The sequence below is a fragment of the Nocardia sp. NBC_01009 genome, assembly GCF_045208035.1.
GTDB lineage: Bacteria > Actinomycetota > Actinomycetes > Mycobacteriales > Mycobacteriaceae > Nocardia.
In genome coordinates, this window is record NZ_CP108695.1 from 2,596,176 (window position 1) to 2,621,676 (window position 25,501).

Below are 25,501 nucleotides of genomic sequence, written 5' to 3' on the forward strand. Positions count from 1 at the left end.
ACTTCGCCGCAACGGAGACGATTCTGTGACCCACAGTCAGGAGGCGTTGTTATGAACGGTCGACCCGGACAACGCAATTCGATCACCGATGTACCCGGGCTGCTGGTGGGGCACTATCACGAGCTCGATCCGGATGCGACGCTCGGCTCCGGTGCGGCGACCGGCTGCACCGTGGTCCGCGCGCCGGACGGTGCGACCGCTGCCGTCGACGTGCGCGGTGGCGGGCCCGGCACCCGGGAGACCGATTTGCTCGACCCGGCAAACACTGTGCGACAGGTGAATTCGATCCTGCTCTCCGGCGGCAGCGCCTACGGCCTCGCGGCCGCCGACGGCGTGATGCGCTGGCTGGAGGAGAACGGCGACGGCATCCCGATGGATCCCGCCGACCCGAGCCGGGTGGTGCCCATCGTGCCCGGTGCGGTGATCTTCGATCTTCCGGTGGGGGACTGGGGGATTCGGCCCACCGCCGAGTTCGGGTACCTGGCCTCGGATGCCGCCGCGGTCGAGTTCGAGCGCGGCACCGTCGGTGCGGGTGTCGGCGCGCGGGCCGGGTCGATCAAGGGCGGAGTCGGCACCGCGAGTGTGGTGCTCGACACGGGCGTGACGGTCGCCGCGCTCATCGTGGCCAATCCGGTCGGCTCGGTGTTCGATCCCCGCACCGGTTTGCCGTGGGGGACCGGGACCGATGGCCCCGAATACTTCGGGCTGCGCCCCGCCGACCCCGAGGCGCTGGCAAGGGCCAACGCGCTCGCGGTCAAGGGCACCGTCCTCAATACGACCATCGGCGTCGTTGCCACCGACGCACCGCTGGATCCGGCGGGCTGCCGCCGGATGGCGGCCACCGCGCACGACGGCATCGCCCGCGCGATCCGCCCGGCGCATTCCCCGCTGGACGGCGACACCTTGTTCGCGTTGGCCACCGGAACCGCGCGACCGGCGACCTTCCCGCTGCCGCCCGCGTTTCCGCCGGACCTGCTGGTGCTCGACGAAGTGTGCACGGCCGCCGCGGTCTGTGTGGAACGCGCGATCGTGGACGCGATCCTGGCCGCCCGATCCATCGCCGGGATTCCCGCATACTCCGACCTGTTCGCAGCCGCCGGGGAATAGCCGAATATTCTGGCTCGTTGTCGAGTGCGATAGGTCGGCAACTGCTACACCGAATTGCGGAAGGGTTTGACTCGTGCTGGTGATCAGGGCCGACCTTGTCGAGGCGATGGTGGCGCATGCCCGCGCCGATCACCCGGACGAGGCCTGCGGCGTCATCTCGGGGCCGGAAGGCTCCGACCGCCCGGAGCGATTCCTGGCCATGGTCAACGCCGAGCGCTCGCCGACCTTCTATCGGTTCGACTCCGGTGAGCAGCTGAAGGTGTGGCGCGAGATGGACAGTGCCGACGAGGAGCCGGTGGTGATCTATCACTCGCACACCGCGACCGAGGCCTACCCCAGCCGGACCGATGTGTCCTACGCGTCCGAGCCGAATGCGCACTACGTGCTGATCTCCACCCGCGATCCCGAGCAGCACGAGTTGCGCAGCTACCGGATTCTCGACGGCGAGGTCACCGAGGAGCCCGTGCAGATCATCGACGCCTACGCCCCCGCCTAGACCCGCCCCCTTATTTGTCGAAATCGAGGAGTCCCCATGTCGGTAACCGTGTCCATCCCGACGATCATGCGTGGCCTGACCGGCGGTGAGAAGCGGGTCGAGGCCAACGGCGCCACATTGTCCGCACTGATCGCCGATCTGGAGGCCAACCACCCCGGCCTGGCCGAGCGGCTGCTCAAGGACGGCAAGCTGAACCGCTACGTCAACATCTACGTCGACGACGAGGACGTGCGCTTCTCCGGTGGCCTCGCGGCCGAGGTGCCCGCGGATGCCTCGGTGACCATCCTGCCGGCCGTCGCGGGCGGCTGAGCGACCCCGTGGCGCGCTATGAATCGCTGATCGCGACGCTGGGCAACACCCCGCTGGTCGGACTGCGCAACCTGTCCCCGCGGTGGGACGGCGAGAACCCGGTGCGGTTGTGGGCCAAGCTGGAGGATCGCAATCCGACGGGGTCGATCAAGGATCGCCCCGCCCTGCGGATGATCGAGCAGGCCGAGGCCGACGGTCTGCTGACGCCAGGTTGCACGATTCTGGAGCCGACCAGCGGCAATACCGGGATCTCGCTGGCGATGGCAGCCAAGCTCAAGGGCTACCGGCTGGTCTGCGTGATGCCGGAGAACACCTCGGTGGAGCGGCGTCAGCTGCTGACCATGTTCGGTGCGCAGATCATCGATTCTCCGGCCGCCGGTGGCTCGAATCAGGCGGTGGCCAAGGCCAAGCAGATCGCGGCCGAGAATCCGGACTGGGTGATGCTCTACCAGTACGGCAACCCCGCCAACGCATTGGCGCACTATGAGACGACCGGCCCGGAGATCCTGGCCGATCTGCCGGAGATCACCCATTTCGTCGCCGGGCTCGGCACCACCGGAACCCTGATGGGGACCGGGCGTTTTCTCCGCGAGCAGGTGCCCGGCATCGAGATCGTCGCCGCGGAGCCGCGCTACGGCGAACTCGTCTACGGACTGCGCAATATCGACGAAGGCTTCATCCCGGAGCTCTACGACGAGTCCGTGCTGACCACGCGGTTCTCGGTCGGCCCGTTCGACGCGGTCAAGCGCACCCGCGAATTGGTCCTGGAGGAGGGCATTTTCGCGGGCATCTCGACCGGGGCGATTCTGCACGCCGCGCTCGGGGTTGCGCGCAAGGTCCTCAAGGCAGGCGGGCGCGCGGACATTGCTTTCGTGGTGGCCGACGGCGGCTGGAAGTACCTCTCGACCGGTGCCTACGACGGCACGCTCGAAGAGGCGGAGCAACGCCTCGAAGGCCAACTCTGGGCCTGACCCGCCGTCGCGTCGACCAGAGGCTTTCGGTCTTGCCTACCGCTTGGTGGCGATAGGCACCGGTACTCTCGAAGAGGCGGGGCACCGGCTCGCGATCGGACCTTCGCGACCGCGATGCCTTGCTCGACGAGGAGGTTGCGATGACCGGCGGTGCGGGAATCGGATCGTCGTTCGATCCGGATCGGATTGCCGCGCTGCGCGCGCAGCTGGGTAACCCGGTCGGCTCGACTCCACCGAGCGCGCCGCTGCCGGGATCGCCTGCGCCGAGCCCGGCCGAGACTTCCGGCAACCTCGGGGTCGTCAAACAGCTCTGGCTGCGCGCCGGAATTCTGATATCCGGATTCGTCGTGCTGCTGTACGGCATCGAGGGCGTCGATCAACTCGACGACACCCAGCTCGATCGCGCGGGCATCGAGCCGCGCACCGCGGACGGCCTGTGGGGCATCCTGTGGGCTCCCGTCCTGCACGGCGGCTGGGACCATCTCATCGGCAACACCCTGCCGGTGCTGCTGCTCGGCTTCCTGACGCTGCTCGCGGGGATCGGGCGCGGGCTGGCCGCCACCGCGATCATCTGGGTCGTGGCCGGGATCGGAACCTGGCTCACCGGAGCAAGCGGATCGGTGCATCTGGGTGCGTCCGCCCTGGTTTTCGGCTGGTTGACCTTCCTGATCTCGCGCGGCTGGTTCGCCCGCAATATCGCGCAAATCGTCGTCGGACTCGTCGTTTTGGCCGTGTACGGGTCGCTGTTGTGGGGCGTATTACCCGGACAACCTGGAATCTCTTGGCAGGGACATCTTTTCGGGGCAATGGGTGGAGTGCTGGCAGGCTGGGTACTCTCTGGTGATGAACGTCGACACCGTCGCGGGGATCGAGCCGGAGTCAGTGCGTCGCCACGGTGAGCGTGCGGCCCGTCGGGAAATGTGGGGGATCCTTCCTTGAGCGAGAATTCGTCGTGGCAGCATGGGGGAATGCGCCTTACCGTCCTCGGGTGCTCGGGCAGCGTGTCCGGCCCGGACTCCCCTGCGTCGGGGTACCTGCTGAGCGGCCCCGATATGCGGCCGGTGGTGATCGATTTCGGACCAGGCGTGCTCGGCGCATTGCAACGCCACGCCGATCCCGGTGAGGTCGATATCTTCCTGACCCACCTGCATGCGGATCATTGCCTCGATCTGCCTGGACTGCTGGTGTGGCGGCGCTACCATCCGACGCCACCGGTGGGGAAGGCGATCGTGCGCGGTCCTTCCGACAGCGCGTTGCGCATCGGCAATGCCTCCGCGGAGATCGGCGGGGAATGCGACGACTGGTCGGACGTCATCGATCATCGGGCCTGGGGTGAAGGCGAGGCGGTCGAGTTCGGGCCAGGACATACGGTGACGGCGCGGCGGATGTACCACCCGCCGGAGTCCTATGGGCTGCGGATCGTCACCGCCGCCGGCCGGACCTTCGTCTATACCGGTGATACCGCGATGTGCGGGGCGGTTCAAGAACTGGCCCAGGACGCCGACATTCTGATGGCCGAGGCCTCGTGGACGCACGATCCGGCGAATCGGCCTCCCGGGATTCACCTTTCGGGCACCGAGGCGGGCATGATCGCGGCCCAGGCCGGGGTGAAAGAGCTGCTGCTCACCCACATCCCGCCGTGGACCTCCCGCGAGGACGTCATCGCTGAGGCGAAGGCGCAGTTCTCCGGCCCGGTGCATGCGGTCGCACCCGGGGAAACCTTCGACATCTGACCGTGCGTCCAACGCCCGGATTCCCCCTCCAGCCCAACCACTGCGGAGCGAGTCTTACGAGCGACCGTTCGCAGCCTGCACCCACGGAACCGATACAACGCACCAAAGTCGCGAGCTTCCCCACCAAAGCACCCACCACGGAGCGAGTCTTACGAGCGACGTCCCGGCCGGCTCGCGTCCGAGCGGCCGACACAACGCACCAAAGTCACGAGCCTCCCCACCAAAGCACCATCACGCAGCGAGTCTTACGAACGACCGTTCGCGGCCAGCACCCAAGCAACCGATACAGCGCACCAAAGTCGCGAGCTTCCCCACCAAAGCACCCACCACGGAGCGAGTCTTACGAGCGACCGTTCGCGGCCGGCTCGCGTCCGAGTGGCCGAAGCGCATGCGACGAAGTCGCGAGTCTCGGCCGCTCGGACGCGAGCCTTCGGGGCCGCGAACACGCAGCGCCGCAGGCGCTGCAAAACAAACACAGTAGGCTAGGCCCGTGTCGAGACGAGCCGATGGCAGGGCGGACGATCAACTCCGCGAGGTACGGATCACCCGTGGATTCACCGCGCACCCAGCCGGTTCGGTGCTGGTGGAGTTCGGGCAGACCCGCGTGATGTGCACCGCGAGTGTCACCGACGGCGTGCCGCCGTGGCGGCGCGACTCCGGCCTCGGTTGGCTGACCGCCGAATACGCGATGCTGCCCGCGGCCACTCACACCCGCAGCGGGCGGGAATCGGTCAAGGGCAAGGTCGGCGGCCGTACGCAGGAGATCAGCCGGCTGATCGGTCGATCGCTGCGTGCTTGCATCGACCTCGCGGCCATCGGTGAGAACACCATCGCCCTCGACTGTGATGTGCTGCAGGCCGATGGCGGTACCAGGACTGCCGCCATCACCGGCGCGTACGTGGCGCTCTCGGATGCGGTCACCTATCTGGCCGCTGCAGGCAGACTCAACGATCCGCAGCCGATCTCGTGCGCGATCGCCGCGGTGAGCGTCGGCGTCGTGGACGGCCGGGTACGCCTGGACCTGCCCTACGAAGAGGATTCGCGCGCCGAGGTCGACATGAACGTGGTCGCCACCGACACCGGCACCCTGGTGGAAATCCAGGGCACCGGCGAGGGTGCGACCTTCCCGCGCTCCACCCTGGACAAGATGCTCGACTCGGCGCTCGCCGGTTGCGAGCAGCTGTTCGTCGTGCAGAAAGAGGCGCTGGCGCTGCCCTATCCTGGCGTGCTGCCCGAGCCGACCGAGTCGAAGAAGAAGTAATGACGCGACGCGTTCTGGTTGCCAGCCGTAATGCGAAGAAGTTGAACGAGCTGCGGCGCATCCTCGACGACGCCGGTGTCGCGGGCATCGAGATCGTCGGGCTCGACGATGTGCCCGCCTACGACGAGGCGCCCGAGACCGGCGCGACGTTCGAGGAGAACGCGCTGGCGAAGGCGCGCGACGGTGCCGTGGCCACCGGATTGGCTTGTGTCGCAGATGATTCCGGTATCGCGGTGGATGCGTTGAACGGGATGCCCGGCGTGCTGTCGGCGCGCTGGTCCGGTGGCCACGGCGAGGACGCGGCCAACAATGCGCTATTGCTTGCTCAACTCGGCGATGTGCCCGACGAGCGGCGCGGTGCGCAGTTCGTCTCCGCGTGCGCGTTGGTGGTACCCGGTGGGAGCGAGACCGTGGTTCGCGGCGAATGGCCCGGCTCGATCGGGCGCAAACCCGTTGGCGACGGCGGTTTCGGCTACGACCCGCTGTTCGTTCCCGCGGGTGGGCTCGGCACCGCCGCGCAGCTCACGCCCGAGCAGAAGAACGCGGTCTCGCATCGTGGGCGCGCATTGGCCCAGTTGGTTCCCGCGCTCGCCGCGCTCGCGGACTGATTCGCCCGCGGGTCAGAGGTTGAAGTCCGCCTTGACCTTCTTGGCGTTGACATGCTCGACGAAGAAGGACAGCAGCGGGACGGTGCCCGCGATCAGGGTGCCGACGGTGCGCAGCAGCGGCCAGCGGACCTTGACCGCGAGGTCGGCGGTGACCAGCAGGTAGGCGAAATACACCCAGCCGTGCACGACGGCGATCCAACTCGGAGTGTGCACGTCGAAGCCGTATTTGGCGATGATTTCGGCGGTCAGCAGCAACAACCAGAGACCGGTGACCCATGCGAGCACCCGGTAACGCAGCAGCGCGCCCGTGATCTTGCCGGTGTTCGTCGGGGTGACGGCGGCTGCCGGCGCGCTTTCGGTCAGGGTGGGCTCGGTCGAGTTCTCGCTGGTGGTCAACCGGCGCTCCTCTCGGTATCGCGGGCACGCAGGCCCGCCTCGCGGACATGCTGGTCGATGTCATTGGCGTGCAGCTCGGCCAGATACCTGTTGTACTCGGCGAGCACCGGGTCTTCGTCTCGAACGGCCGTCGGCCGTTCCGGCAGCAACCCTTCCGGAATCTCTCGTGGCGCAACGGGTTTCGGGGCCCGCTTCGGCTTCACCGGCGCCTGCTCCGCATTGTCTCCGGTCTCGGCTTCGCGTTCCAGGCGCACGAAACGGAAGTAGGCGAACACCGCGAATCCGGCGAACAGCGGCCACTGCAGCGCATAACCGAGGTTCTGGCCGGTGCCGCTCGCGGACTCGAACCGCTGCCACTGCCACCAGCCGAGGGCCAGGCAGCCGAGGGCAGCAACGATCACCAGCGCAATAAGGGCTGGGCGATTGTGTGCCGAGCGGCGAGGTGGAGCGGACACGGCTACCACGGTACCCGTCTACTACGCGACACGTAGGAGGCAGGTCCACTCGTGGACGTCACACCAAGGTGTGAGAAACGCACACCCTCGGAGGGGATCGGCCAGTACTGGGGTTCCTGTCGAAATGAGGCTCCGACGACGAGATTAATAGGCATACCGAAGACGCCACGGACCAAGATTTCGAGAGAGAGACGAACATGACCACGCTGATCGAATCGCCTGCTGAAACAGTTGTCCAGCTGCGGCCGAGCGCTGTGTCCGCGCATGCCGTGAACGATCCGACCGCCGTCGCCGTGTCCGCCGCCGACTGCGAGCTCACCTATCGTGAGCTCGACCTCTGGTCGAACCGTCTGGCCCGGCTGCTGCTTGCTCGCGGCGCAGGCCCTGGTGTCCGCGTCGCGGTGGCCGTCACCCCCGCGGTCGAGGCCACCGTGACCGAGTGGGCCATCGCCAAGACCGGCGCAGTCGCCGTCGCGGTCGCTCCCGGGACGGCCGTCCACGGCGCCACCTTCGGTGTGACGACCAAGGCGCTGCGCGGCGAACTCGCCGATTCGCTCAACTGGCTCATGCTCGACGATCGCACGACCCTGGTGCATTACATGACCGGTTCCGACGCGCCCATTACCGACGCGGACCGCGCCATCGTGCGCGAGATCGCTTGATCCGGCTTGTCACCTACGGGCGGATCTCGGCTTCCACGCCGGGATCCGCCCGGCTTCTCGCCATCAGGATTTCGTTATTCAATGCTGTGAGCTGGGGAAACGTGGCGCTTCACCGATAGCCCTCGGACCTGGGATAGGGGAGGAAGCCGGCACCTCATGTCGGACGTTGCCGAGATCACCAACATTCCGAAGACGCCACCTGTCGACACCATCGAGGGGAAAATAGCGGTGTGCAAGCCGGTCGAATCATCCGTATCAGCAGTCGTTTCGATGTGGCCTGGCCTGGTCGGCTGACGCGTGGCGAGCACCGAGGATCGACTATTGCTCGACCAGCGGACCGAGGTCCACGATCAGCATGCAGGAATACCCATGCAGCAGCAATCCCGCTCGCCCATCGCGGCGAGCAACGGTTTGCCCGCGGGTGCGTTCGCGCTGTCCGCGGCCCAACGCGGAATCTGGTTCGCCCAGCACTTTGCTGGTGACAACCCGATTTCCATCGCCCAGTACGTCGAATTCGTCGGATCGGTCGACGTCGACATACTGGCCGATTCGGCGCGTCAGGCCGGTCGCGAGTTCGGTACCGGCTATCTGCGCCTGATCGAGGTCGACGACGCCCCGTTCCAGGTCATCGACACCACCTTGGACGACCGCACCACCATCCACGACCTGCGCGCCGAACCCGATCCGGCGGCGGCGGCGCGGGCGTGGATGCGGGCGGAGTACACCGCGCCGCTCGACCTGCTGCGCGATCGGCTGTGCGAGGTCACGATGCTGCGCCTCGCCGACGACCACTGGTACTGGTATTCGCGAATCCATCACATAGTGCTCGACGGCGTCGGTGCGATCACCATGCTGCAGCGCACGATGGATCTCTACAACGCGGCCATCGAGGGGCAGCAGCCCCCGGAAGGCAAGGCCGAGGACCTGCGCAAGATCGTCGACGCGGACGTGGCCTATCGCGACTCGCAGCGTTTCGAGGCCGACCGGCAGTACTGGCGTGAACACCTGGCCGGGATGGCGGAGCCGGTGAACCTTGCGGGCCGCTTCGCCGCGGTCGACGCGCACCCGCGGCTGGTCAGCGGCGCACTGTCGGCCGAAACCGCGGAACTGCTCGATGCCGTCGCGAAGGCGAGTTCGTCGAGCATGGCACCGGTGATCGTGGCCGCGTTCGCCGCGTATCTCGCCGCCATGACCGGTGCGCCCGAGGTGGCGCTGAGTCTGCCGGTGTCCGCCCGCACGACCGCATCGCTGCGGCGCTCGGGCGGCATGGTCGCCAATGTCGTGCCGCTGCGCCTCACCCTGGATCCGACCGCGACGGTAGGCGAGCTGATCCGGGCGACGCAGAGCGAGCTCACTGGCGCGCTGCGGCGACCGCGCTATCGGCAGGAAGACATCGTCCGCGATCTCGGCTGGACTCTGGACGAGGCGGCCTCGTTCGGTCCGACGGTGAACCTGATGATGATGGACTCCCGGATCCGCCTCGGGTCGGTCACCGGTCGCCTGCATGTGCTCACCTCCGGGATGATCGAAGACCTGTTCGTCAACGTGTATCCCGGCGTGGCGGGCGAGAGCACCCACATCGATTTCCAGGCCAACCCGAATCTCTACAGTGACGTCGAGCTGGTCGCACACCACGGCCGTTTCGGTGCTTTCCTGTCCCGCTTCCTCGCAGCGGGCGCGGATGCGGCGCTGTCCACGGTGCAGGTCGTTTCCGAGGCCGAGAAGGCCGAGCTGGTTCCCGCGTATGGGCCGAACGGGGTTGTGGCGCAAACGCTTCCGGACATTCTGGCCGCGGGCGCTGCTATCGAACCCGGCGCGGTCGCCATCCGGGCGGGCGAGGTCGCGATGACCTACCGTGAGCTCGACGAACGCTCGAATAGGTTGGCCCGCCTGCTGATCGCGGCGGGTGCGGGCCCGGAGCGCACGGTGGCGATCTCGATTCCGCGCTCGCTGGATTCCGTGGTCGGGATGTGGGCGGTGGCCAAGACCGGTGCGGCGTTCGTGCCGATCGACCCGAACTATCCCGCGGACCGTATCCAGCACATGGTCGGCGACAGCGGGATCGTCGCCGGTCTCACCGTCGCCGCGGTACGGGCGTCGCTGCCGGACCGGGTGACCTGGTTGATCATGGACGACGACACGACCGATCACATGGCCGCGATGCAGGATTCGTCGCCGATCACCGTTGCGGAGCGCACCGCGCCCGTGCTGCTCGACCAAACCGCCTACGTCATCTACACCTCGGGATCGACGGGCCTGCCCAAGGGGGTCATGGTGTCGCATCGTGGGCTGGCGAATCTGGCTACCGGATCCGGCTCCAGCTTCGGTGTGAAGGCCGATTCCGTTGTGGCGCACGCTGTCTCGCCGAGTTTCGATATTTCGGTGGAGGAACTGCTCGTCGCCTTCGCCGTCGGCGCGACGGTCGCGGTGGTGCCGCCGTCGGCATACGCGGGCGAGGATATGGCGCAGGTGCTGCGCACGCACGGCGTCACCCATCTGAATGTGACTCCCGCCGTGGTGGGTTCGCTCGATCCCGCGACCCTGCCCGCGCTGCGCACCGTCATCGTCGGCGGCGACGCCTGCCCGCCGGAGCTGGTGGCGAAGTGGTCGGATCGCAGACTGTTGAACGGGTACGGGCCCACCGAAACCACTGTCACCACGACCCTGAGCGCACCGATGGCGCCGGACGCACCCGTCACGATCGGCAGCCTGGTGCGCGGCGTCTCGGCCGTCGTGCTCGATCCCTGGTTGCGGCCGGTGGCCACCGGCACGATCGGGGAGCTGTATTTGGCAGGCGACGGCGTCGCCCGCGGCTACCACCAGCGCAACGGGCTCACCGCGAGCCGATTCGTCGCCAACCCGTACGAGCCGGGCGCTCGCATGTACCGCACCGGAGATCTGGCGCGCTGGCATCGGCGCGCGGGGCGGCTCGAGCTGGACTATGCGGGGCGCAGCGACTTCCAGGTGAAGGTGCGCGGTTTCCGCATCGAACTCGGTGAGGTGGACGCCGCGCTGCAGCGCCACCCCGACATCGACTTCACCCTCACCATCGGCGCGACGACGCCGTCCGGAGCCACCGCGCTGGTCTCGTATGTGCTGGCAAAGCCGGGCACGCAGGTGCACCCCGAGGAATTGAAAGCATTTGTCGGCGCGACACTTCCGGCCCACATGGTGCCTACTGTCATCATGCTGCTCGACAGCTTGCCGCTCACCCCGGTCGGCAAGGTGGATCGACGGGCGCTGCCCGCGCCGGATTTCACCGCTCGCAGTGCTGTGAAGCGCGCGCCGAGCACACCGAACGAAGAAGTGCTCGCACCGCTGTTCGCCGAGGTGCTCGGGTTGGACGAGGTGGGTGTCGACGAGAACTTCTTCGCGCTCGGCGGCGACAGCATCGTGTCCATTCAGCTGGTGTCACGGGCACGGGCGGCAGGTCTGTCGTTCAGCGCGCGAGATGTGTTCGAGCGCAAGACCGTTGCCGGACTGGCCGCCGTCGCCACCGACGCGGCCGCACATCAGGTGCGCGAACTGCCCGGTGGCGGTGTCGGCCCGGTCGAGCTCACGCCGATCGTGCACGCGATGCTGGAGCACGGCGAGCCGTGGCAGCGGTTCAGTCAGGCTGTACTGGTCGGCCTGCCCCGCGGCGTCGAGCGAGCACAGCTGACCAAGGCCCTGGCGACGCTCATCGATCACCACGATGTGCTACGCAGCACGCTGCGACAGTCGGCGGCGGGCTGGGAATGGGTTGTCGGCGCGGCTGGTTCGGTCGATGCCGACAACCTCATCGACGTCGTCGCCGCCGGTCCGGATCCGACCGAGTCCTACGAACGCGAGTTGCAGCGCACGGCCGATCTGCTCGATCCGGCCGCGGGCGTCGTGGTGCGCGTGGTACTGATCGAGTCACCGGACGCGGATCCGCGGCTGTGGCTGGTGCTGCACCATCTTGTGGTCGACGGGGTGTCGTGGCGAATTCTGTTGCCGGACTTGGTCACCGCCTTGATCGGTGGGAAGCTGGAGCCGGTCGGCACGTCGATGCGGCGCTGGGCGCACGGCCAGGTCGAGGCCGCGGTCGGCCGAGCCGGTGAACTCCCGGTGTGGCAGCGGATTCTGGCCACTCCCGATCAGGAACTCGGTGCCCGCGACATGGATCCGGCGCTGGACGTGGTCGCGACCATGGCGGACGTGCGCACGACGGTGCCCGCCGAGGTGGCGAGTGTCGTGCTCGAACTGGTGCCGGACCGATTCCACTGCGGCGCCGACGACGCGCTGCTCACCGCGCTCGCCATGGCCGTATGCCGCTGGCGTCCGCGTACGGCTGTGCTGCTGACACTGGAGGGCCACGGGCGCGAGGAGGCCGTGCTGCCGCACGCCGCCGTCGACCGCACCGTTGGCTGGTTCACCAGTGTCTATCCGGTCGCGATCGATCTGACCGGCATCGACCTCGACGACGCCTTCGCGGGCGGCCCCGCCGCGGGAGCCGCCATCAAGGCTGCAAAGGAACAGTTGCGCGCGATTCCGGACAAGGGCGTCGGCTACGGCATGCTGCGCTACCTGAATCCGGAAACCGCTGCAGCCCTGACAGATACCGGGACCCCGCAGATCAGCTTCAACTATCTCGGGCGGGCGGCAACCGGAGGCGCGGGCGCAACCTGGCAGCCGGAGCGATTCGCCGCGAGCAACGACGACCGCGCGCCCTTGGCGGCTGTCGTCGACATCAACGCCATCATGGGCGACACCGAGCTCGAGGTGACCTGGGGCTATGCGTCACGGATTCTCGACGAGGCACAGGTGCGTGAGCTCGCCGAGCTGTGGGCGGAGGCCCTGCGCGCCCTGGCCGCGCATGCGCGGACCGCAGGTGCGGGCGGCCACACACCGTCGGATTTCGACCTCGTCGGGGTGACCGCAGGCCAGCTGGACGGCTGGGAGCAGCGCTACCCGAATCTGACCGACGTGTGGCCGCTCTCGCCACTGCAGTACGGCCTGCTCTTCCACGCCTGGTACGACTCCGACACCGCCGACGGATACACCGTGCAGACCAGGCTCGCCCTCGCCGGTCGCGTCGACGCGGCCCGTTTGCGTTCGGCCGCACAGGCATTGGTCGAACGGCACGAGAATCTGCGGGTCGCCTATGTGGATACCGACGACGGTCCACGCCAGCTCGTGCTCGCGACCGCCGAGATACGGTGGTACGACCTGGATCTGAGCGCGATCACCGACAACGCCGAACGAGACCGCGAACTGGAACGCCTCATCGAGGTCGACGCGAGCACCCGCTTCGACCTCACTCGTCCGCCACTGCTGCGCTTCACCCTCATCAGGACCGCCGCCGAGGACTACACGCTGGTGATGACGAATCACCACCTGGTGCTCGACGGGTGGTCGACCCCGCTGCTGGTGCGCGAGCTACTGGCGATCTACATCACCGCCGGCGCGGCGGGGCAGCTCCCCGCGCTGCCGCCCGCCCCCTCCTACCGGGAGTTCCTGTCCTGGCTCGACAGGCAGGACAACGCGGCCTCGATCGCGGCGTGGCAGCAGTCGCTGGCCGGGATCGACGCTCCGACGCGCGCGGTGCCGACACTGGCGGGGATCGAATCCACCGAATCCGGCATGGTTTCGGTGGATCTGTCCGCCGATGCCGTTGCGCGGCTGGAGAAGTCCGCGCGCGAGGCGGGCGCGACAGTCAACACCTCGGTGCAGGTCGCGTGGGCGCTGCTGCTCGCGATGGTGACCGGCCGCAGCGATGTGGTGTTCGGCGGCACGGTCTCCGGCCGGCCGCCGCAGCTGGCGGGTGTCGAGGACATGGTCGGACTGTTCATCAACACGCTGCCGGTGCGGGTGCGCCTCGAGCCGGGCGAGCGGGTCGTCGATCTGCTGGCTCGCGTCCAGTCCGAGCAGGCGCGGCTGCTGGATCACCAGCATGTCGGGCTGGCCGCGATCCATCAAGCCGTCGGGCTTGCCGAACTGTTCGATACGCTCACCGTTTTCGAGTCCTACCCGATCGATCGGGAGGTGCTGTCGCAGTCGCTGGATATCGCGGGCATGCGGGTGCTCGATGTGACGGGGACCGACGCGACGCCGTATCCGTTGAACCTCATGGTCATTCCGCTGCCCGGCGGGCCTGCGGGCGACAGCATGCGGATCACCGTGAAGTTCATGGCCGACCAGCTGGCGGCGCCCGCGGCGCGCCGGTTGCTCGACCGCTTCGTGCTGCTGCTGACACAGATCGCCGAAAAACCGCAGCAGGCGGTGGCGCTGGTGCAGCATTGCGATCGCGACGAACGCGCTGCCTTGCTGCCGGTCCGCGGGCCCGCCCCGATGCCGCTGCGCACGCTGCCCGACATCCTGACCTCCGGTGCGGCCATCGCCCCTGATACCACTGCTGTCAGTGCCGGCGGCGTGTCCATGACCTACCGCGAACTCGATGCCTGGTCGAACCGATTCGCCAGGGTGCTGCTGCGTCGCGGTGTCGGCCCCGAAGTGTTCGTCGTGCTCGCGCTCACCCGCTCGGTGGAGTCGGTGGTCGCGGTGTGGGCGCTGGCCAAAACCGGCGCTGCCTTCGCGCCACTGGACCCGAGTTATCCGCCGGAGCGGATCGAGCACATCCTCACCGACTCCAAAGCGCCGATCGGCGTGACGGTCTGCGCGACCGGCGAGACCTTGCCCGGCACCATCGACTGGCTGCTGCTGGACGATCTCAACACCATCCGCAAGGTGATGACGGTTTCCGACGCGCCCATCACCGACGCGGATCGCGGCCACGCCATCGACATCGAGCAGACCGCCTACCTGATCTACACCTCGGGTTCCACCGGCAAGCCGAAGGCCGTGTTGCTGAGCCATCGCGGCCTGGCGAACCTGGTGACGACCCAGAGCAATTCGCTCGATCTCGTCCCGACCGCACGCGTATTGCAGGTCGCCTCACCGAGTTTCGACGCGTCGGTGTTCGAGCTGCTGATGGCGCACGCAACCGGCGCGAAGCTGGTGCTGTCACCGCCGGATGTGTACGGCGGCAGTGCGCTCGAGCAGTTGATGCGCGACGAAAAGATCACCCATGCGGTCATCACACCGTCGGTGCTCGCCACCATGGATCCCAGCAACCTCATCGAGCTGCGCATGCTGTCGGTGGCCGGTGAGGCGATCAGTCCGGAGCTGACGGCCCAGTGGGCACCGGGACGCCGAATGGTGAACCTGTACGGCCCAACGGAATTCAGCATCTGGGCGACAGGACCGAGCGAGCTTCGAATCGGCGAACCGGTCACCATCGGCGGACCGGTTCAGGGTGCGGCGGTGATGGTGCTCGACCCATGGCTGCGTCCCGTCCCGGTCGGCATCACCGGTGAGCTGTACCTCGCGGGGCCTGCCCTGGCGCGCGGCTACTTCAATCGGTTCTCGATGACCGCGGGACGATTCGTCGCCAACCCGTACGGTGCGCCGGGGGAGCGGATGTACCGCACCGGCGACATGGTGCGATGGGTGCCGGATAAGCCTGGCGAGCTGGACTACCAGGGCCGCAGCGACTTCCAGGTGAAGATTCGCGGCCTGCGTATCGAACTCGGCGAGATCGACGCGGTGCTCGCCGCCGACGAACGGGTGGAATACGCGGCGACGATCGGCCGCGCCGGACCGGCGGGAGAGACCGTGCTGGTGTCCTACGTGGTTCCCGTCGCCGGGGTGGAGCTGGACACCGAGCAGTTGCGCAACCAGATCGCCACCACGCTGCCCGGATATATGGTCCCCGGCTATCTCATCGCACTCGACGAGGTTCCGCTGACCCCGGTGGGCAAGCTGGACCGCAACGCGCTGCCGGTGCCCGATTTCTCGGTCTCGCGACGCGCCTATCTCGCGCCGCGCACACCTGTCGAGCAGGCCGTCGCAGGGGTGTTCGCCGACGTGCTCGACACCGAGCGGGTCAGCATCGACGAATCGTTCTTCGAGCTCGGCGGCAACTCGCTGAGCGCGACCCGGGTCGTCGCCAGGATCAATTCGGCACTCGGTGCGCGGATTGCACTGCGCGACCTCTTCGATGCCCCGACCATCGCCCAGCTTTCCGCGCGGATCGTGCCCGCCGCCGATGGCGATCGGAGCAGGTTCGTGCTCGCGCCGCGGATCCGGCCGGATCGGATTCCGTTGTCGCCCGCGCAACAGCGCATGTGGGTGCTCAATCAGTTGGATCCGGGTTCACCCGCCTACAACATCGCGGTGGCGCTGCGGCTCACCGGCACGCTCGATATCGATGCCTTGCGGGTGGCGGTGGCCGATGTCGTCGACCGGCACGAAAGTCTGCGCACCGTGTATCCCGCCGACGCGCAGGGGCCGCGGCAGGTGGTCTTGCGTGGTGCGGCAGCGTTGCCCGCGCTCACCGTGGCGGACACCGAAGACGGTGTGCCGCTGCATAACCGGATCGCCGAGCTGACCGGTACCGGATTCGACATCGGCACCGCGCCGCCGCTGCGGGTCGGATTGCTGCGTGTCGCGCCCGAGGTCCACGTGGTGGTCCTCGTGGTCCATCACATCAGCGCCGACGGTTCGTCGATGGCGCCGCTGGCCGGTGACCTGATGACCGCCTATGCCGCGGGCACGGCGGGGCCGCCACCGGCCGTGCAGTATGCCGATTACGCGCTCTGGCACCGCGAGCTGCTCGGTGACGAGCGCGATCCCGAGTCGATGGCCACGCGCCAGATCGGTTACTGGACCGGCGCGCTGACCGGCGCACCCGACCTGCTCGAACTCCCCGCCGACCGACCGCGGCCCGCCGTGCAGACAATGCACAGTGCCGATGTGGATTTCGAGATCGACGCGGCACTGCACCGGGCCTTGGGCGAGCTCGCGGCCACGGCCGACGTCAGCCTGTTCATGGTTGTGCACGCCGCGCTCGCGGTGCTGCTCGCCCGCCTCGGTGGCACCGACGACGTAGTGATCGGCACAGCGATCGCGGGGCGCGGCGAGGCGGCCCTCGACGGGCTGGTCGGCATGTTCGTCAACACACTTGCCCTGCGCACATCGGTCGATCCGAACACGGGCTTCCGCGAGTTCCTCGCGACGGTGCGCTCGACCGACCTCGACGCGTTCGGCAATGCCGATGTGCCGTTCGAACGGCTCGTCCAGGTGCTGAATCCGACGCGTTCGACGGCGCACCACCCGATCTTCCAGGTATCGCTGTCGCTTCAGAACTTCGTCGAGCCGGCCCTCGAATTGCCCGGTCTGCGCATCGAGGTCGAGGACCTCGACCGGGACGCCGCGCAGTTCGACCTGACTCTCGATCTGCGAGAACATCTCTCGGGGACCGAGCCGGCCGGGCTGAGCGGCGTGCTGTCCTACGCGACGGACCTGTTCGACGCGGCCACCGCGGCGACACTGGTGGCCCGGTGGCAGCGCGTGCTGAACGCGGTGGTCGCCGACAGTGACCAGGCAATCTCCGATATCGATGTGCTCGAGGAATCCGAGCGCGAGACACTGGTTCCCGTGCGCGGGCCCGCCAGCAGCGGGACCATGACGCTCGCGCAGGTCTTGGCTGCGTCGGCGTCGACGCATCCGGAGCGACCTGCGCTCGTCGTCGACGGGCGCGCCACTACCTACCGCGCGCTGGACGCCCGCGCCAACAAGCTCGCCCGAGTCCTGATCAGTGCCGGTGCCGGGCCGGAAACCGTGGTCGCGCTCGGTCTCACCCGCGGGGCCGAACTGCTCACCGGCATGTGGGCGGCGGCCAAGGCCGGTGCGGCTTTCCTGCCGGTCGATCCGAAGTACCCGGCCGACCGCATCGAGCACATGCTCACCGATTCCGGCGCGGTGCTCGGACTCACCGTGGCCGCACATCGAGCCCAATTGCCGGACGGCGCACAGTGGCTGGTACTCGACGATGCCGAGTTCACCGCGCGCATCCAGCCGATGGGCGAGGATGCCGTGCGGGCCGGCGAGCTACGCAGCCCGGTTCATCTGGACCAACCCGCATGGATGATCTACACATCAGGGTCGACCGGAACACCGAAAGGCGTCTCGGTGTCGCATCGCGGCATCGCCGATCTGGTGGCGGCGCAACAGGAACAGCTCGCGCTCGACGAGAATTCGCGAGTCCTGCAGGTGGCGTCACCGAGTTTCGACGCCTCGGTGTTCGAGGCGATGATGGCGTTCGGCTCGGGCAGTGCGTCGGTGGTCGCGCCGCCGGATGTGTTCGGCGGCATACCGCTTGCCGAGCTGATCGGCGCCGAGCAAGTGACGCATATGGTGATCACCCCGTCGGCGCTGGCAACGATGGACCCCGCGGCGGTGCCGAGCGTGCAGGTGCTCGCGGTGGTCGGTGAGGCGGTCGGCGCGGAACTGGTCGAGCGGTGGGCGCAGGGACGCACCATGGTGAACCTCTATGGACCCACCGAATCCACCATTTGGACAACAAGTTCCACCGCAATGGCCGTGGGTGCTCCGGTGACCATCGGCCGCCCGATTCGTGGTTCGGCGGTCCTGGTGCTCGACGATCGGCTGCGTCCGGTCCCGGTCGGGGTCGCGGGCGAGCTGTACATTGCGGGACCCGCGCTGGCCAGGGGCTACCACGGCAGGCCGGAGCTGAACGCGACCCGGTTCATCGCCGACCCGTTCGGCGCGCCGGGCGAGCGGATGTACCGCACCGGTGACCTCGTCCGGTGGACGCGCGACCGGCAGCTGGAGTACATCGGGCGGACCGATTTCCAGGTCAAGGTGCGCGGGCAGCGTATCGAGCTCGGCGAGATCGATGCGGTGCTCGGGCGCGCCGACGGTGTGGAATTCGCGGTGACGCTCGGCGTGCGCGGACCCGCGGGCTCGACGGCACTGGCAGCCTATGTGGTTCCGGCGGCCGACCACACGCTCGACCTCGCGCAACTGCGCGCTTTCGCTGCGGAAACCTTGCCCGCGTACATGGTTCCTGCCGCGTTCGTCGTCCTCGACGAGATCCCGATCAACGCGGTCGGCAAGCTCGATCGTCGCGCGTTGCCCGATCCGGTGTTCGACGATGTCGAGACCGAATACCGGGCGCCGCAAACACCTTCCGAGGAGCGGCTCGCGAAGATCTTTGCGGAGCTGCTCGGCCGCGAAAAGGTGGGCGTGCACGATTCGTTCTTCGCTCTCGGTGGCGACAGCATTCTCGCCATTCAACTGGTGTCCCGGGCGCGAATGCACGGCCTGGTGTTCACACCGCTGCAAATATTCGAGCACCGCACCGTCGAAGCGCTTGCGGTGCTTGCCGACGCCGCAGGCGAGGTGGTGGTTCTGGAGGAGCTGCCCGGCGGCGGCGTGGGTGCGCTGCCACTGACACCGATCGTGCGATACATGATCGAGCGGGGCGGGAACTTCGACCGGTTCGCCCAGACCGCGGTCCTCGAGCTGCCGGTCGGCATCGAGCGCGCGCAACTCGTCGCGACGCTCACGGCCGTCATCGACCGGCACGATATGCTGCGCGCCAGCCTGTCTCAGGACGCCACGGCCGAATGGCAGGTGCAGGTCGGCGAGCCCGGCTCGATCGACGTGGACGCGCTCGTGCACCGCATCGAGTTCGACGCCGATGCCGACACCGTGGATGTCCGCGAATACGCCATCGCGGAAGTGGATTCCGCGCTGAACCGACTGGACCCGGCCAACGGTGTCGTCCTGCAGCTGATCTGGCTCGATCCCGTCGGCGACGCGGGTGTTCGGCGCAAGCCCGGCCGTCTGATCGTCGTCGCGCACCACCTCGTCGTGGATGGTGTGTCGTGGCGAATCCTGGTGCCGGACTTGATCGCCGCATGGGCCCAGGTCTCCACCGGCGGCACCCCGATCCTCGCCGAAACCGGAACTTCCATGCGTCGCTGGTCGCACGCGCTGGCCGAGGAGGCACACCGGGAGGCTCGCACGGCCGAGCTCACCTACTGGCGTGACGTCGTCGACGGGCCCGACCCACTGATCGGCTCCCGCGAGCTCGACCCGGCCATCGATCAGGCGCACACCATGCGGATGGTCGAGTTCGATGTGTCCGCGGAGGTGACCACCGGACTGCTGACGACACTGCCCGCACTCTTCCAGGGGGGCGCCGACGACGCGTTGCTCGCCACGTTGGCCTTGACGCTGATGCGCTGGCGGGGGCGCGCGGAATTCGATGGCGACGACGGAATTTCGCCGACGGACTCCTCCGATGCGAGCAGGTCTGCGCTCATCCGGCTCGAAGGACACGGTCGTCAAGAGGAGGTGATTCCCGGCGCTGATCTTTCGCGGACTGTCGGATGGTTCACCAGCATCTACCCGGTGCGATTGGATCTCGCCGAGATCGACCTCGACACCGCGTTGTCCGGCGGCGCCGCGATGGGTTCGGCGATCCGCGCGGTGAAGCACCAGTTGCGTGCGGTACCGGACAAGGGCATCGGTTTCGGGCTGCTGCGTTATCTGAACTCCGCTGCGGTGGAGCAACTGCCGAAACGGCTGCCGGGGCGGGTCGGCTTCAACTATCTCGGCCGCTACGCCACGGCAAGTATTCCGGCCGGGTTGGAAGGGCTCGGCTGGCTGCCGACCGACGAGTTCGGTGACCTGCACGCCGCCGAGCATCCGGACGTGCCGTTGATGTCCGAGATCGACGTCAACGCTGTCGTTCTCGGCGATCGGCTGCACGTGAGCATCGGCTACCCCGAAACCCTTGTGGACCGCGGTGATGTCGAGGAGCTGGCGCGGATATGGACCGAGGCCCTCGGCGCGGCAGCGAAATTCGCGCAGACGCCGGAGGCGCAGCAGGCGGCCGCCGAGGAGGCTGCCCTTGCCGCGCAACCGGTCGCCGAGGCCGGGCCGGGCGGACTCGGACTCGACGTGCTGCTGCCGATCCGGCTCGGCGGGGACGAACCGGCATTGTTCTGCATCCACCCGTCGTCCGGAATGGCATGGACCTACCTCGGGTTGGCGGACGCACTGGCGGCGGGCCGTCCGATCTACGGCCTGCAGGCTCCGGATCTCAGTGGCGCACCGTCAGTTCGGTCCATCGAAGAGTTCGCCGACCGCTACGTCGCCGAGATCCGCCGGGTGCAACCCGACGGCCCCTACCACCTGCTCGGCTGGTCCTTCGGTGGGCTTATCGCGCAGGCGATCGCCACGAAGCTGGAGCAGGCCGGCGCATCGGTCGGGGTGCTGGCGTTGCTGGATGCCGATACCGCCGACATCGACGGTGACAGCATCGAGCGGCTCACCGCGGGCGCCTTCGTCAACACTTTCGGCGCGGTCTTCGGTATCCACGATGTTCCCGCCGAGGCGACCGCACAGGAAGCGGCGGATCTCATCCGCGATCGGATGGGTGGCGTCTCGATCATCGACGCGGACACCCTTGAACGAATGGCAGGCTCCTACAACGCGTCGGCGCGCACCAGGACCGGCTATCAGCGCCCGACCTACCACGGCGACGTGCTGTATTTCCACGCCACTGTGGACACTTCGGACATTTTCGGTCCGGATGGCTGGCGACAGTATGTCACCGGCGAGATCACCACCGTTGATGTCGACGTGACCCATGACGAACTGACCACACCACACGCGCTGGCAACCATCGCCCGCGTACTCGACGAGCAGCTGGGAGGCAGGCGATGAGTTCCGACACCGGAGTCCTCGTCGAGGGCATCGAGAAATCCTTCGGCGCTGTGCAGGCATTGCGCGGTATCGATTTCACCGCCACCGAGGGGGAGGTGCTCGGCATCCTCGGACCTAACGGCGCGGGCAAGACCACCATGGTCAACATCCTGTCGACGCTGATCGCACCGGACAAAGGCCGAGCCATGGTCGCGGGGCACGACGTCGTCGCCGATCCCGCGGCAGTGCGCAAATCCATCATGCTGACCGGGCAATTCGCCGCACTCGACGACATGCTCAGCGGCTACGAGAACCTCGTGCTTTTCGGCAGGTTGATGGGGCTGCGCAAGGGCGCCGCCAAGGCGCGCGCCGATGAGCTGCTCACCGAATTCGATCTGGTGGGCGCTGCGAGTCGCCGAGTCGGCACCTATTCGGGCGGCATGCGCAGGCGGATCGATATTGCCTGCGGTCTGGTGGTCCGACCGGATGTGGTGTTCCTCGACGAGCCGACCACCGGCCTGGATCCGCGCAGCAGACAAGGAGTATGGGACCTGGTGTCCAGCTTCAAGAAGAACGGCATCACCACCCTGCTGACCACCCAGTATCTGGAGGAAGCCGACGCACTCTGCGATCGGATCATCGTCATAGACCACGGGGTGGTGATCGCGCAAGGCACCGCCGACGAGCTGAAATCGCGGACCGGCGGTAGCTACTGCGAGGTGGTGCCGCTGGATCTCAAGGATGTGCCCGCCATCGTGGCGGCGCTCGGATCACTGCTGCCGGAGGAGACTCGCACCGCACTGACACCCGACTCGGATCGCATCGCCATCCCGGCGGTCGACGGCGCCAAGACCCTCGCGGAGGCGCTGCGACGGTTGGACGGCGCCGGGATCGAATTGGTCGACATCGCGCTGCGCAGGCCGTCGCTCGACGATGTATTCCTGCAGCTGACCGGTCATCTCGCCTCGGTAGACGGTGAGGCGGTCTCATGACGGCGGGTACCTGGCTGACCTCAGCCCGCGCGACCCCGGCCACCGTGCAGCAGTGGTGGGTGCTCACCTCGCGGTTGATCGTGCCGTCGGTCAAGACCGGCGAAGTGCTGGCGTCGATTCTCGCGCCCGCGGCCTTCACCGCCAGCTTCTACATCCCGTTGAAGACGGTGATGACCTTCTCCGGCAATGGCTTCAGCAGCTACGCGCAGTACATGATGCCGCTGGTCATCCTGCAGGCGGCGGCCTTCACGGCCATCTCGGCCGCATTCCGCGCCGCCTCCGACGCTGTCGCGGGGTTGGACCGCCGGTTCGGCTCGATGCCTATTTGGCCGCTGGTGCCCGTCGCGGCGCGCATGTCCGGCAATATCTTTCGACTGCTCCTCGCCTTGGCCGCCGCAGTGGTGTGCGGGTATGTCATCGGCTTCCGTTTCCGTCTGGACGCCGTCCACACGCTCGGTTTTTTGGCGTTCTCCTTGCTCATCGGCATTGCGTTCACGCTCGGCGCGGATGTCATCGGGACGGTGTCGAAGAGTCCCGAGACCGTCACGCAGGCGCTGGTGTTGCCGCCGTTGATCTTCGGCATGCTGTCGACGGGGCTGGCTCCGGCGAGCCAATTTCCACACTGGGTGCAGTGGTTCGTGCGCAACCAGCCGGTCTCGCAGTTCGCCATCGCACTGCGGGCGCTGGCCGGCGACACCAAAGGCAACGCGGGTGAGGTGACCTGGTCGCTGATGGGCCCACCACTGCTGTGGGCGTTGGGAATCCTGGTCGTGTGTATTCCGATCGCCGTGCGGCTGAGCTCTAGGAGGGCGTGATGACACTGTTTGCCACGCCCAGCGTGCGCGGCTCCGAGACATCACCGGTGTCGCTGGTGCGGCACACGATTCTGCAGACACAGCGACTGCTGCTGCGTTCGGTGCGCCATCCGGTTGCCATGCTGGAGACGCTGATCATTCCGTGCCTGCTGCTGTTCATGCTCGACACCGTGATCGGCGGTCAGATCGAGAAGTTCACCGGTGGCGATGGCCTCTACGGCTCGGTGCCGATGGTTGCCATCGTCGGCGCGCTATCCGGCGCGGTGGCCAGCGGCGTGATGCTCGGGCGCGAACGCGACGCCGGTCTGCTCGCCCGGTTCTGGGTGCTGCCAGTCCACCGCGCCTCCGGCCTGTTGGCCAGGATCCTCGCCGAGGGTTGCCGCATCTTCGCCGGAACCGTCATCGTCGTCGTTGTCGGATATCTGCTCGGGTTCCGCTTCCAGCAGGGTGTGCTCGCCGCGCTGATGTTCCTGCTGGTGCCCGTGCTGTTCGGCCTCGCCTTCGCCACGATCGTCACTGCCATCGCGGTCTACACCGCGAAAGCGACTCTCGTCGAAGGCATTACGATACTGAGCTCGCTGCTGATGTTCTTCAGCACCGGCTTCGTCCCGCTCGTTGCCTATCCGCAGTGGATTCAGCCGGTGGTGCGCAACCAGCCGCTCTCGGTCGCGGTCGACGCGATGCGAGCGCTTGCACTGGGTGGCCCGCTCGCCAGGCCGCTGACCCTGACGATCATCTGGTCGCTCGGCGCGATCATCATGTTCGCCGTTCCTGCGGCGGTGGGCTATCGACGCGCCAGCCGGAGATAGATCGAAATCGTGGTGTCGGTTCTGAGCTGATCGGGATCGGTGCGGCCCGCCGGCGCTGTGGCCGACGGGCCTTCCGCTGCGGAATTCGCCCGTCTCAGAACTTGTAGGAGATTCCGGTCATGCGCTCGGATTCCTCCCAGAGCCGACGCTGTAGGACGCGGTTGTTCGACAGCTTGCTCGACGGCGCCGCCTCCACCGGTCCCTGGGTCTGGAAGAACTTGGTCGGGCCCCAGTAGGTGTTCGGGTCGGCGTCCGGCATGGTCGCTGCGAACAGCGTCGAGTGCGCGGCCTTGGCCGGGGAGTGGCCGATGAGGCGGATGAAGGGCTTGCTGACCCAGTCGATCGGGGTCTCGGTGTTGGCGAACAGGTCGGTGGCCGAGACGCCGGGGTGCACAACGTAAGAGCGCTTGCTGTTACCGGATTCGGCCAGTCGGCGCTGTAATTCCCTGCCGAACATCAGGTTCGCGAGCTTGGACTGGGCATAGGCCAGATTGCGTTGGTAGCGACGATTTTCGTAGTTCAGGTCATCGATCCACAGCTTCGGGGTCTGCTTGTGGGCGATGCTTGCGAGACTCACCACCCGATCGCGCATCCGGTCCAGCAGCAGCCCGGTCAGCGCGAAGTGGCCGAGATGGTTGACGCCGAACTGGGTTTCGAACCCGTCCTTGGTGCGGGAGAAGGGCACGTTCATCAGGCCCGCGTTATTGATCAGCACGTCGAATTCGCCGGTACTGTCCGCGAATCGGCGTACCGAGGCCAGATCCGCGAGATCCAGCACGGCGACACGGACATCGCCGTCGATGCGCTCGGCGATTGTCTTGGCCTTCTCCGCGTTGCGGCAGGCCATGATCACCGTGCCGCCTTTGGCCGCCAGCACCGTGGTGGTCTCGACGCCGAGCCCACCGTTGGCTCCGGTGACGATAAAGGTGCGCCCGCTCTGGTCGGGTACTTCTTGTGGTTTCCACGCCATGGCCCGACCTTACTCCGGAGTAAGTTTCGTGGGAAGAGCGACACGGATGTGCAATCCGAGCGTCTCGGACGCCAAGGCCCCGCGCGGCCGAAAACGCTCGGACACGCGGGTGAAGTACATCAGCGCCCGCTGCCGATCGGCTGCTGTAACGCCGCGGCAAGGGTGGCGCCCACCGTCTCCTCCCAGACCTTCCAGGTCGCCGGATCGAGCATCATCGAGCCGACATCACTGGTCGAGCCGCCCGCAGCGACCGGAGCGCCCGCGAAGCGATCCTGCAGCCACAGCGGTGCCCGTGGTGCGCCGATGGGATGTGGCGGCGGTCATGCCGCAAGGCACACCCGGCGATCCGCGGACAATCGCCGATCGAGCGGCCAC

16 protein-coding genes are annotated in these 25,501 nt (G+C 67.5%); 13 read left to right on the top strand and 3 right to left on the bottom strand.

All coding sequences use genetic code 11. The features are described 5' to 3' along the window. The first annotated feature begins 51 nt into the window (after nt 1–51). From OHA42_RS11500 to rdgB, 8 genes are all read left to right on the top strand, one after another. Nucleotides 52–1,107 (top strand): P1 family peptidase, encoded by a 1,056-nt coding sequence (locus tag OHA42_RS11500; RefSeq protein WP_406236731.1) that lies wholly within the window; start codon nt 52–54, stop codon nt 1,105–1,107. Nucleotides 1,108–1,180: 73 nt separating this feature from the next. Next, nucleotides 1,181–1,603: a Mov34/MPN/PAD-1 family protein gene (locus OHA42_RS11505; protein ID WP_406236732.1), complete on the top strand. Its 423-nt coding sequence runs from the start codon at nt 1,181–1,183 to the stop codon at nt 1,601–1,603. Between the two features lie 36 nt (nt 1,604–1,639). Beyond that, nucleotides 1,640–1,912 (top strand): MoaD/ThiS family protein, encoded by a 273-nt coding sequence (locus OHA42_RS11510; RefSeq protein ID WP_406236733.1) that lies wholly within the window; start codon nt 1,640–1,642, stop codon nt 1,910–1,912. Nucleotides 1,913–1,920: 8 nt separating this feature from the next. Beyond that, the gene (locus OHA42_RS11515) at nt 1,921–2,883 is read left to right on the top strand and encodes a PLP-dependent cysteine synthase family protein (protein ID WP_406236734.1); all 963 of its coding nucleotides are present in this window, start codon (nt 1,921–1,923) and stop codon (nt 2,881–2,883) included. A 140-nt stretch (nt 2,884–3,023) separates the two neighbouring features. Then, nucleotides 3,024–3,782 (top strand): rhomboid family intramembrane serine protease, encoded by a 759-nt coding sequence (locus OHA42_RS11520; protein ID WP_406236735.1) that lies wholly within the window; start codon nt 3,024–3,026, stop codon nt 3,780–3,782. 69 nt (nt 3,783–3,851) lie between these two features. Continuing rightward, on the top strand, nt 3,852–4,616 hold the full coding sequence (locus OHA42_RS11525; RefSeq protein WP_406236736.1) for a cyclic nucleotide-degrading phosphodiesterase: 765 nt from the start codon (nt 3,852–3,854) through the stop codon (nt 4,614–4,616). Between the two features lie 490 nt (nt 4,617–5,106). Then, complete coding sequence (rph, locus tag OHA42_RS11530; protein ID WP_406236737.1) at nt 5,107–5,877, top strand: ribonuclease PH; 771 nt, start codon at nt 5,107–5,109, stop codon at nt 5,875–5,877. After that, entirely contained in the window at nt 5,877–6,485 is a 609-nt protein-coding gene (rdgB, locus tag OHA42_RS11535) for an RdgB/HAM1 family non-canonical purine NTP pyrophosphatase (protein WP_406236738.1), read from the top strand. Before rph ends, rdgB begins: the two co-directional genes overlap by 1 nt. Before the next feature lie 12 nt (nt 6,486–6,497). On the opposite strand, the gene OHA42_RS11540 is transcribed toward rdgB, so the two are convergent. Both OHA42_RS11540 and OHA42_RS11545 read right to left on the bottom strand, forming a co-directional pair. Continuing rightward, nucleotides 6,498–6,881: a DUF3817 domain-containing protein gene (locus tag OHA42_RS11540; RefSeq protein ID WP_406236739.1), complete on the bottom strand. Its 384-nt coding sequence runs from the start codon at nt 6,879–6,881 to the stop codon at nt 6,498–6,500. After that, a complete protein-coding gene (locus OHA42_RS11545; RefSeq protein WP_406236740.1) occupies nt 6,878–7,336 on the bottom strand; it encodes a transcriptional regulator in 459 nt (152 codons plus the stop codon). Before OHA42_RS11545 ends, OHA42_RS11540 begins: the two co-directional genes overlap by 4 nt. A gap of 197 nt (nt 7,337–7,533) precedes the next feature. Between OHA42_RS11545 and OHA42_RS11550 the strand changes: the two genes are divergently transcribed. The 5 genes from OHA42_RS11550 to OHA42_RS11570 all read left to right on the top strand — a co-directional run bounded on the left by OHA42_RS11550 (nt 7,534) and on the right by OHA42_RS11570 (nt 24,156). Beyond that, nucleotides 7,534–7,998 carry an AMP-binding protein gene (locus tag OHA42_RS11550; RefSeq protein WP_406236741.1) on the top strand — a complete coding sequence of 155 codons (465 nt, stop codon included), beginning with the start codon at nt 7,534–7,536 and terminating at the stop codon, nt 7,996–7,998. 369 nt (nt 7,999–8,367) lie between these two features. Continuing rightward, entirely contained in the window at nt 8,368–21,561 is a 13,194-nt protein-coding gene (locus OHA42_RS11555) for an amino acid adenylation domain-containing protein (protein ID WP_406236742.1), read from the top strand. After that, entirely contained in the window at nt 21,558–22,532 is a 975-nt protein-coding gene (locus OHA42_RS11560; protein WP_406236743.1) for an ATP-binding cassette domain-containing protein, read from the top strand. The genes OHA42_RS11555 and OHA42_RS11560 overlap by 4 nt, the downstream gene beginning before the upstream one ends. After that, nucleotides 22,529–23,347 (top strand): ABC transporter permease, encoded by an 819-nt coding sequence (locus OHA42_RS11565; protein WP_406236744.1) that lies wholly within the window; start codon nt 22,529–22,531, stop codon nt 23,345–23,347. The genes OHA42_RS11560 and OHA42_RS11565 overlap by 4 nt, the downstream gene beginning before the upstream one ends. Further along, a complete protein-coding gene (locus tag OHA42_RS11570; protein ID WP_406236745.1) occupies nt 23,347–24,156 on the top strand; it encodes an ABC transporter permease in 810 nt (269 codons plus the stop codon). The genes OHA42_RS11565 and OHA42_RS11570 overlap by 1 nt, the downstream gene beginning before the upstream one ends. A 94-nt stretch (nt 24,157–24,250) precedes the next feature. On the opposite strand, the gene OHA42_RS11575 is transcribed toward OHA42_RS11570, so the two are convergent. After that, a complete protein-coding gene (locus OHA42_RS11575) occupies nt 24,251–25,126 on the bottom strand; it encodes an oxidoreductase (protein ID WP_406236746.1) in 876 nt (291 codons plus the stop codon). Nucleotides 25,127–25,501: the final 375 nt, after the last annotated feature.

What these genes read in the sequence shown, in the direction of transcription:
- OHA42_RS11575 (WP_406236746.1), bottom strand. Translation starts at nt 25,126, where the DNA reads ATGGCGTGGAAACCACAAGAAGTACCCGACCAGAGCGGGCGCACCTTT.
- OHA42_RS11555 (WP_406236742.1), top strand. Translation starts at nt 8,368, where the DNA reads ATGCAGCAGCAATCCCGCTCGCCCATCGCGGCGAGCAACGGTTTGCCC.
- OHA42_RS11500 (WP_406236731.1), top strand. Translation starts at nt 52, where the DNA reads ATGAACGGTCGACCCGGACAACGCAATTCGATCACCGATGTACCCGGG.
- OHA42_RS11525 (WP_406236736.1), top strand. Translation starts at nt 3,852, where the DNA reads ATGCGCCTTACCGTCCTCGGGTGCTCGGGCAGCGTGTCCGGCCCGGAC.
- OHA42_RS11565 (WP_406236744.1), top strand. Translation starts at nt 22,529, where the DNA reads ATGACGGCGGGTACCTGGCTGACCTCAGCCCGCGCGACCCCGGCCACC.
- OHA42_RS11570 (WP_406236745.1), top strand. Translation starts at nt 23,347, where the DNA reads ATGACACTGTTTGCCACGCCCAGCGTGCGCGGCTCCGAGACATCACCG.
- rdgB (WP_406236738.1), top strand. Translation starts at nt 5,877, where the DNA reads ATGACGCGACGCGTTCTGGTTGCCAGCCGTAATGCGAAGAAGTTGAAC.
- OHA42_RS11560 (WP_406236743.1), top strand. Translation starts at nt 21,558, where the DNA reads ATGAGTTCCGACACCGGAGTCCTCGTCGAGGGCATCGAGAAATCCTTC.
- OHA42_RS11520 (WP_406236735.1), top strand. Translation starts at nt 3,024, where the DNA reads ATGACCGGCGGTGCGGGAATCGGATCGTCGTTCGATCCGGATCGGATT.
- OHA42_RS11550 (WP_406236741.1), top strand. Translation starts at nt 7,534, where the DNA reads ATGACCACGCTGATCGAATCGCCTGCTGAAACAGTTGTCCAGCTGCGG.
- OHA42_RS11510 (WP_406236733.1), top strand. Translation starts at nt 1,640, where the DNA reads ATGTCGGTAACCGTGTCCATCCCGACGATCATGCGTGGCCTGACCGGC.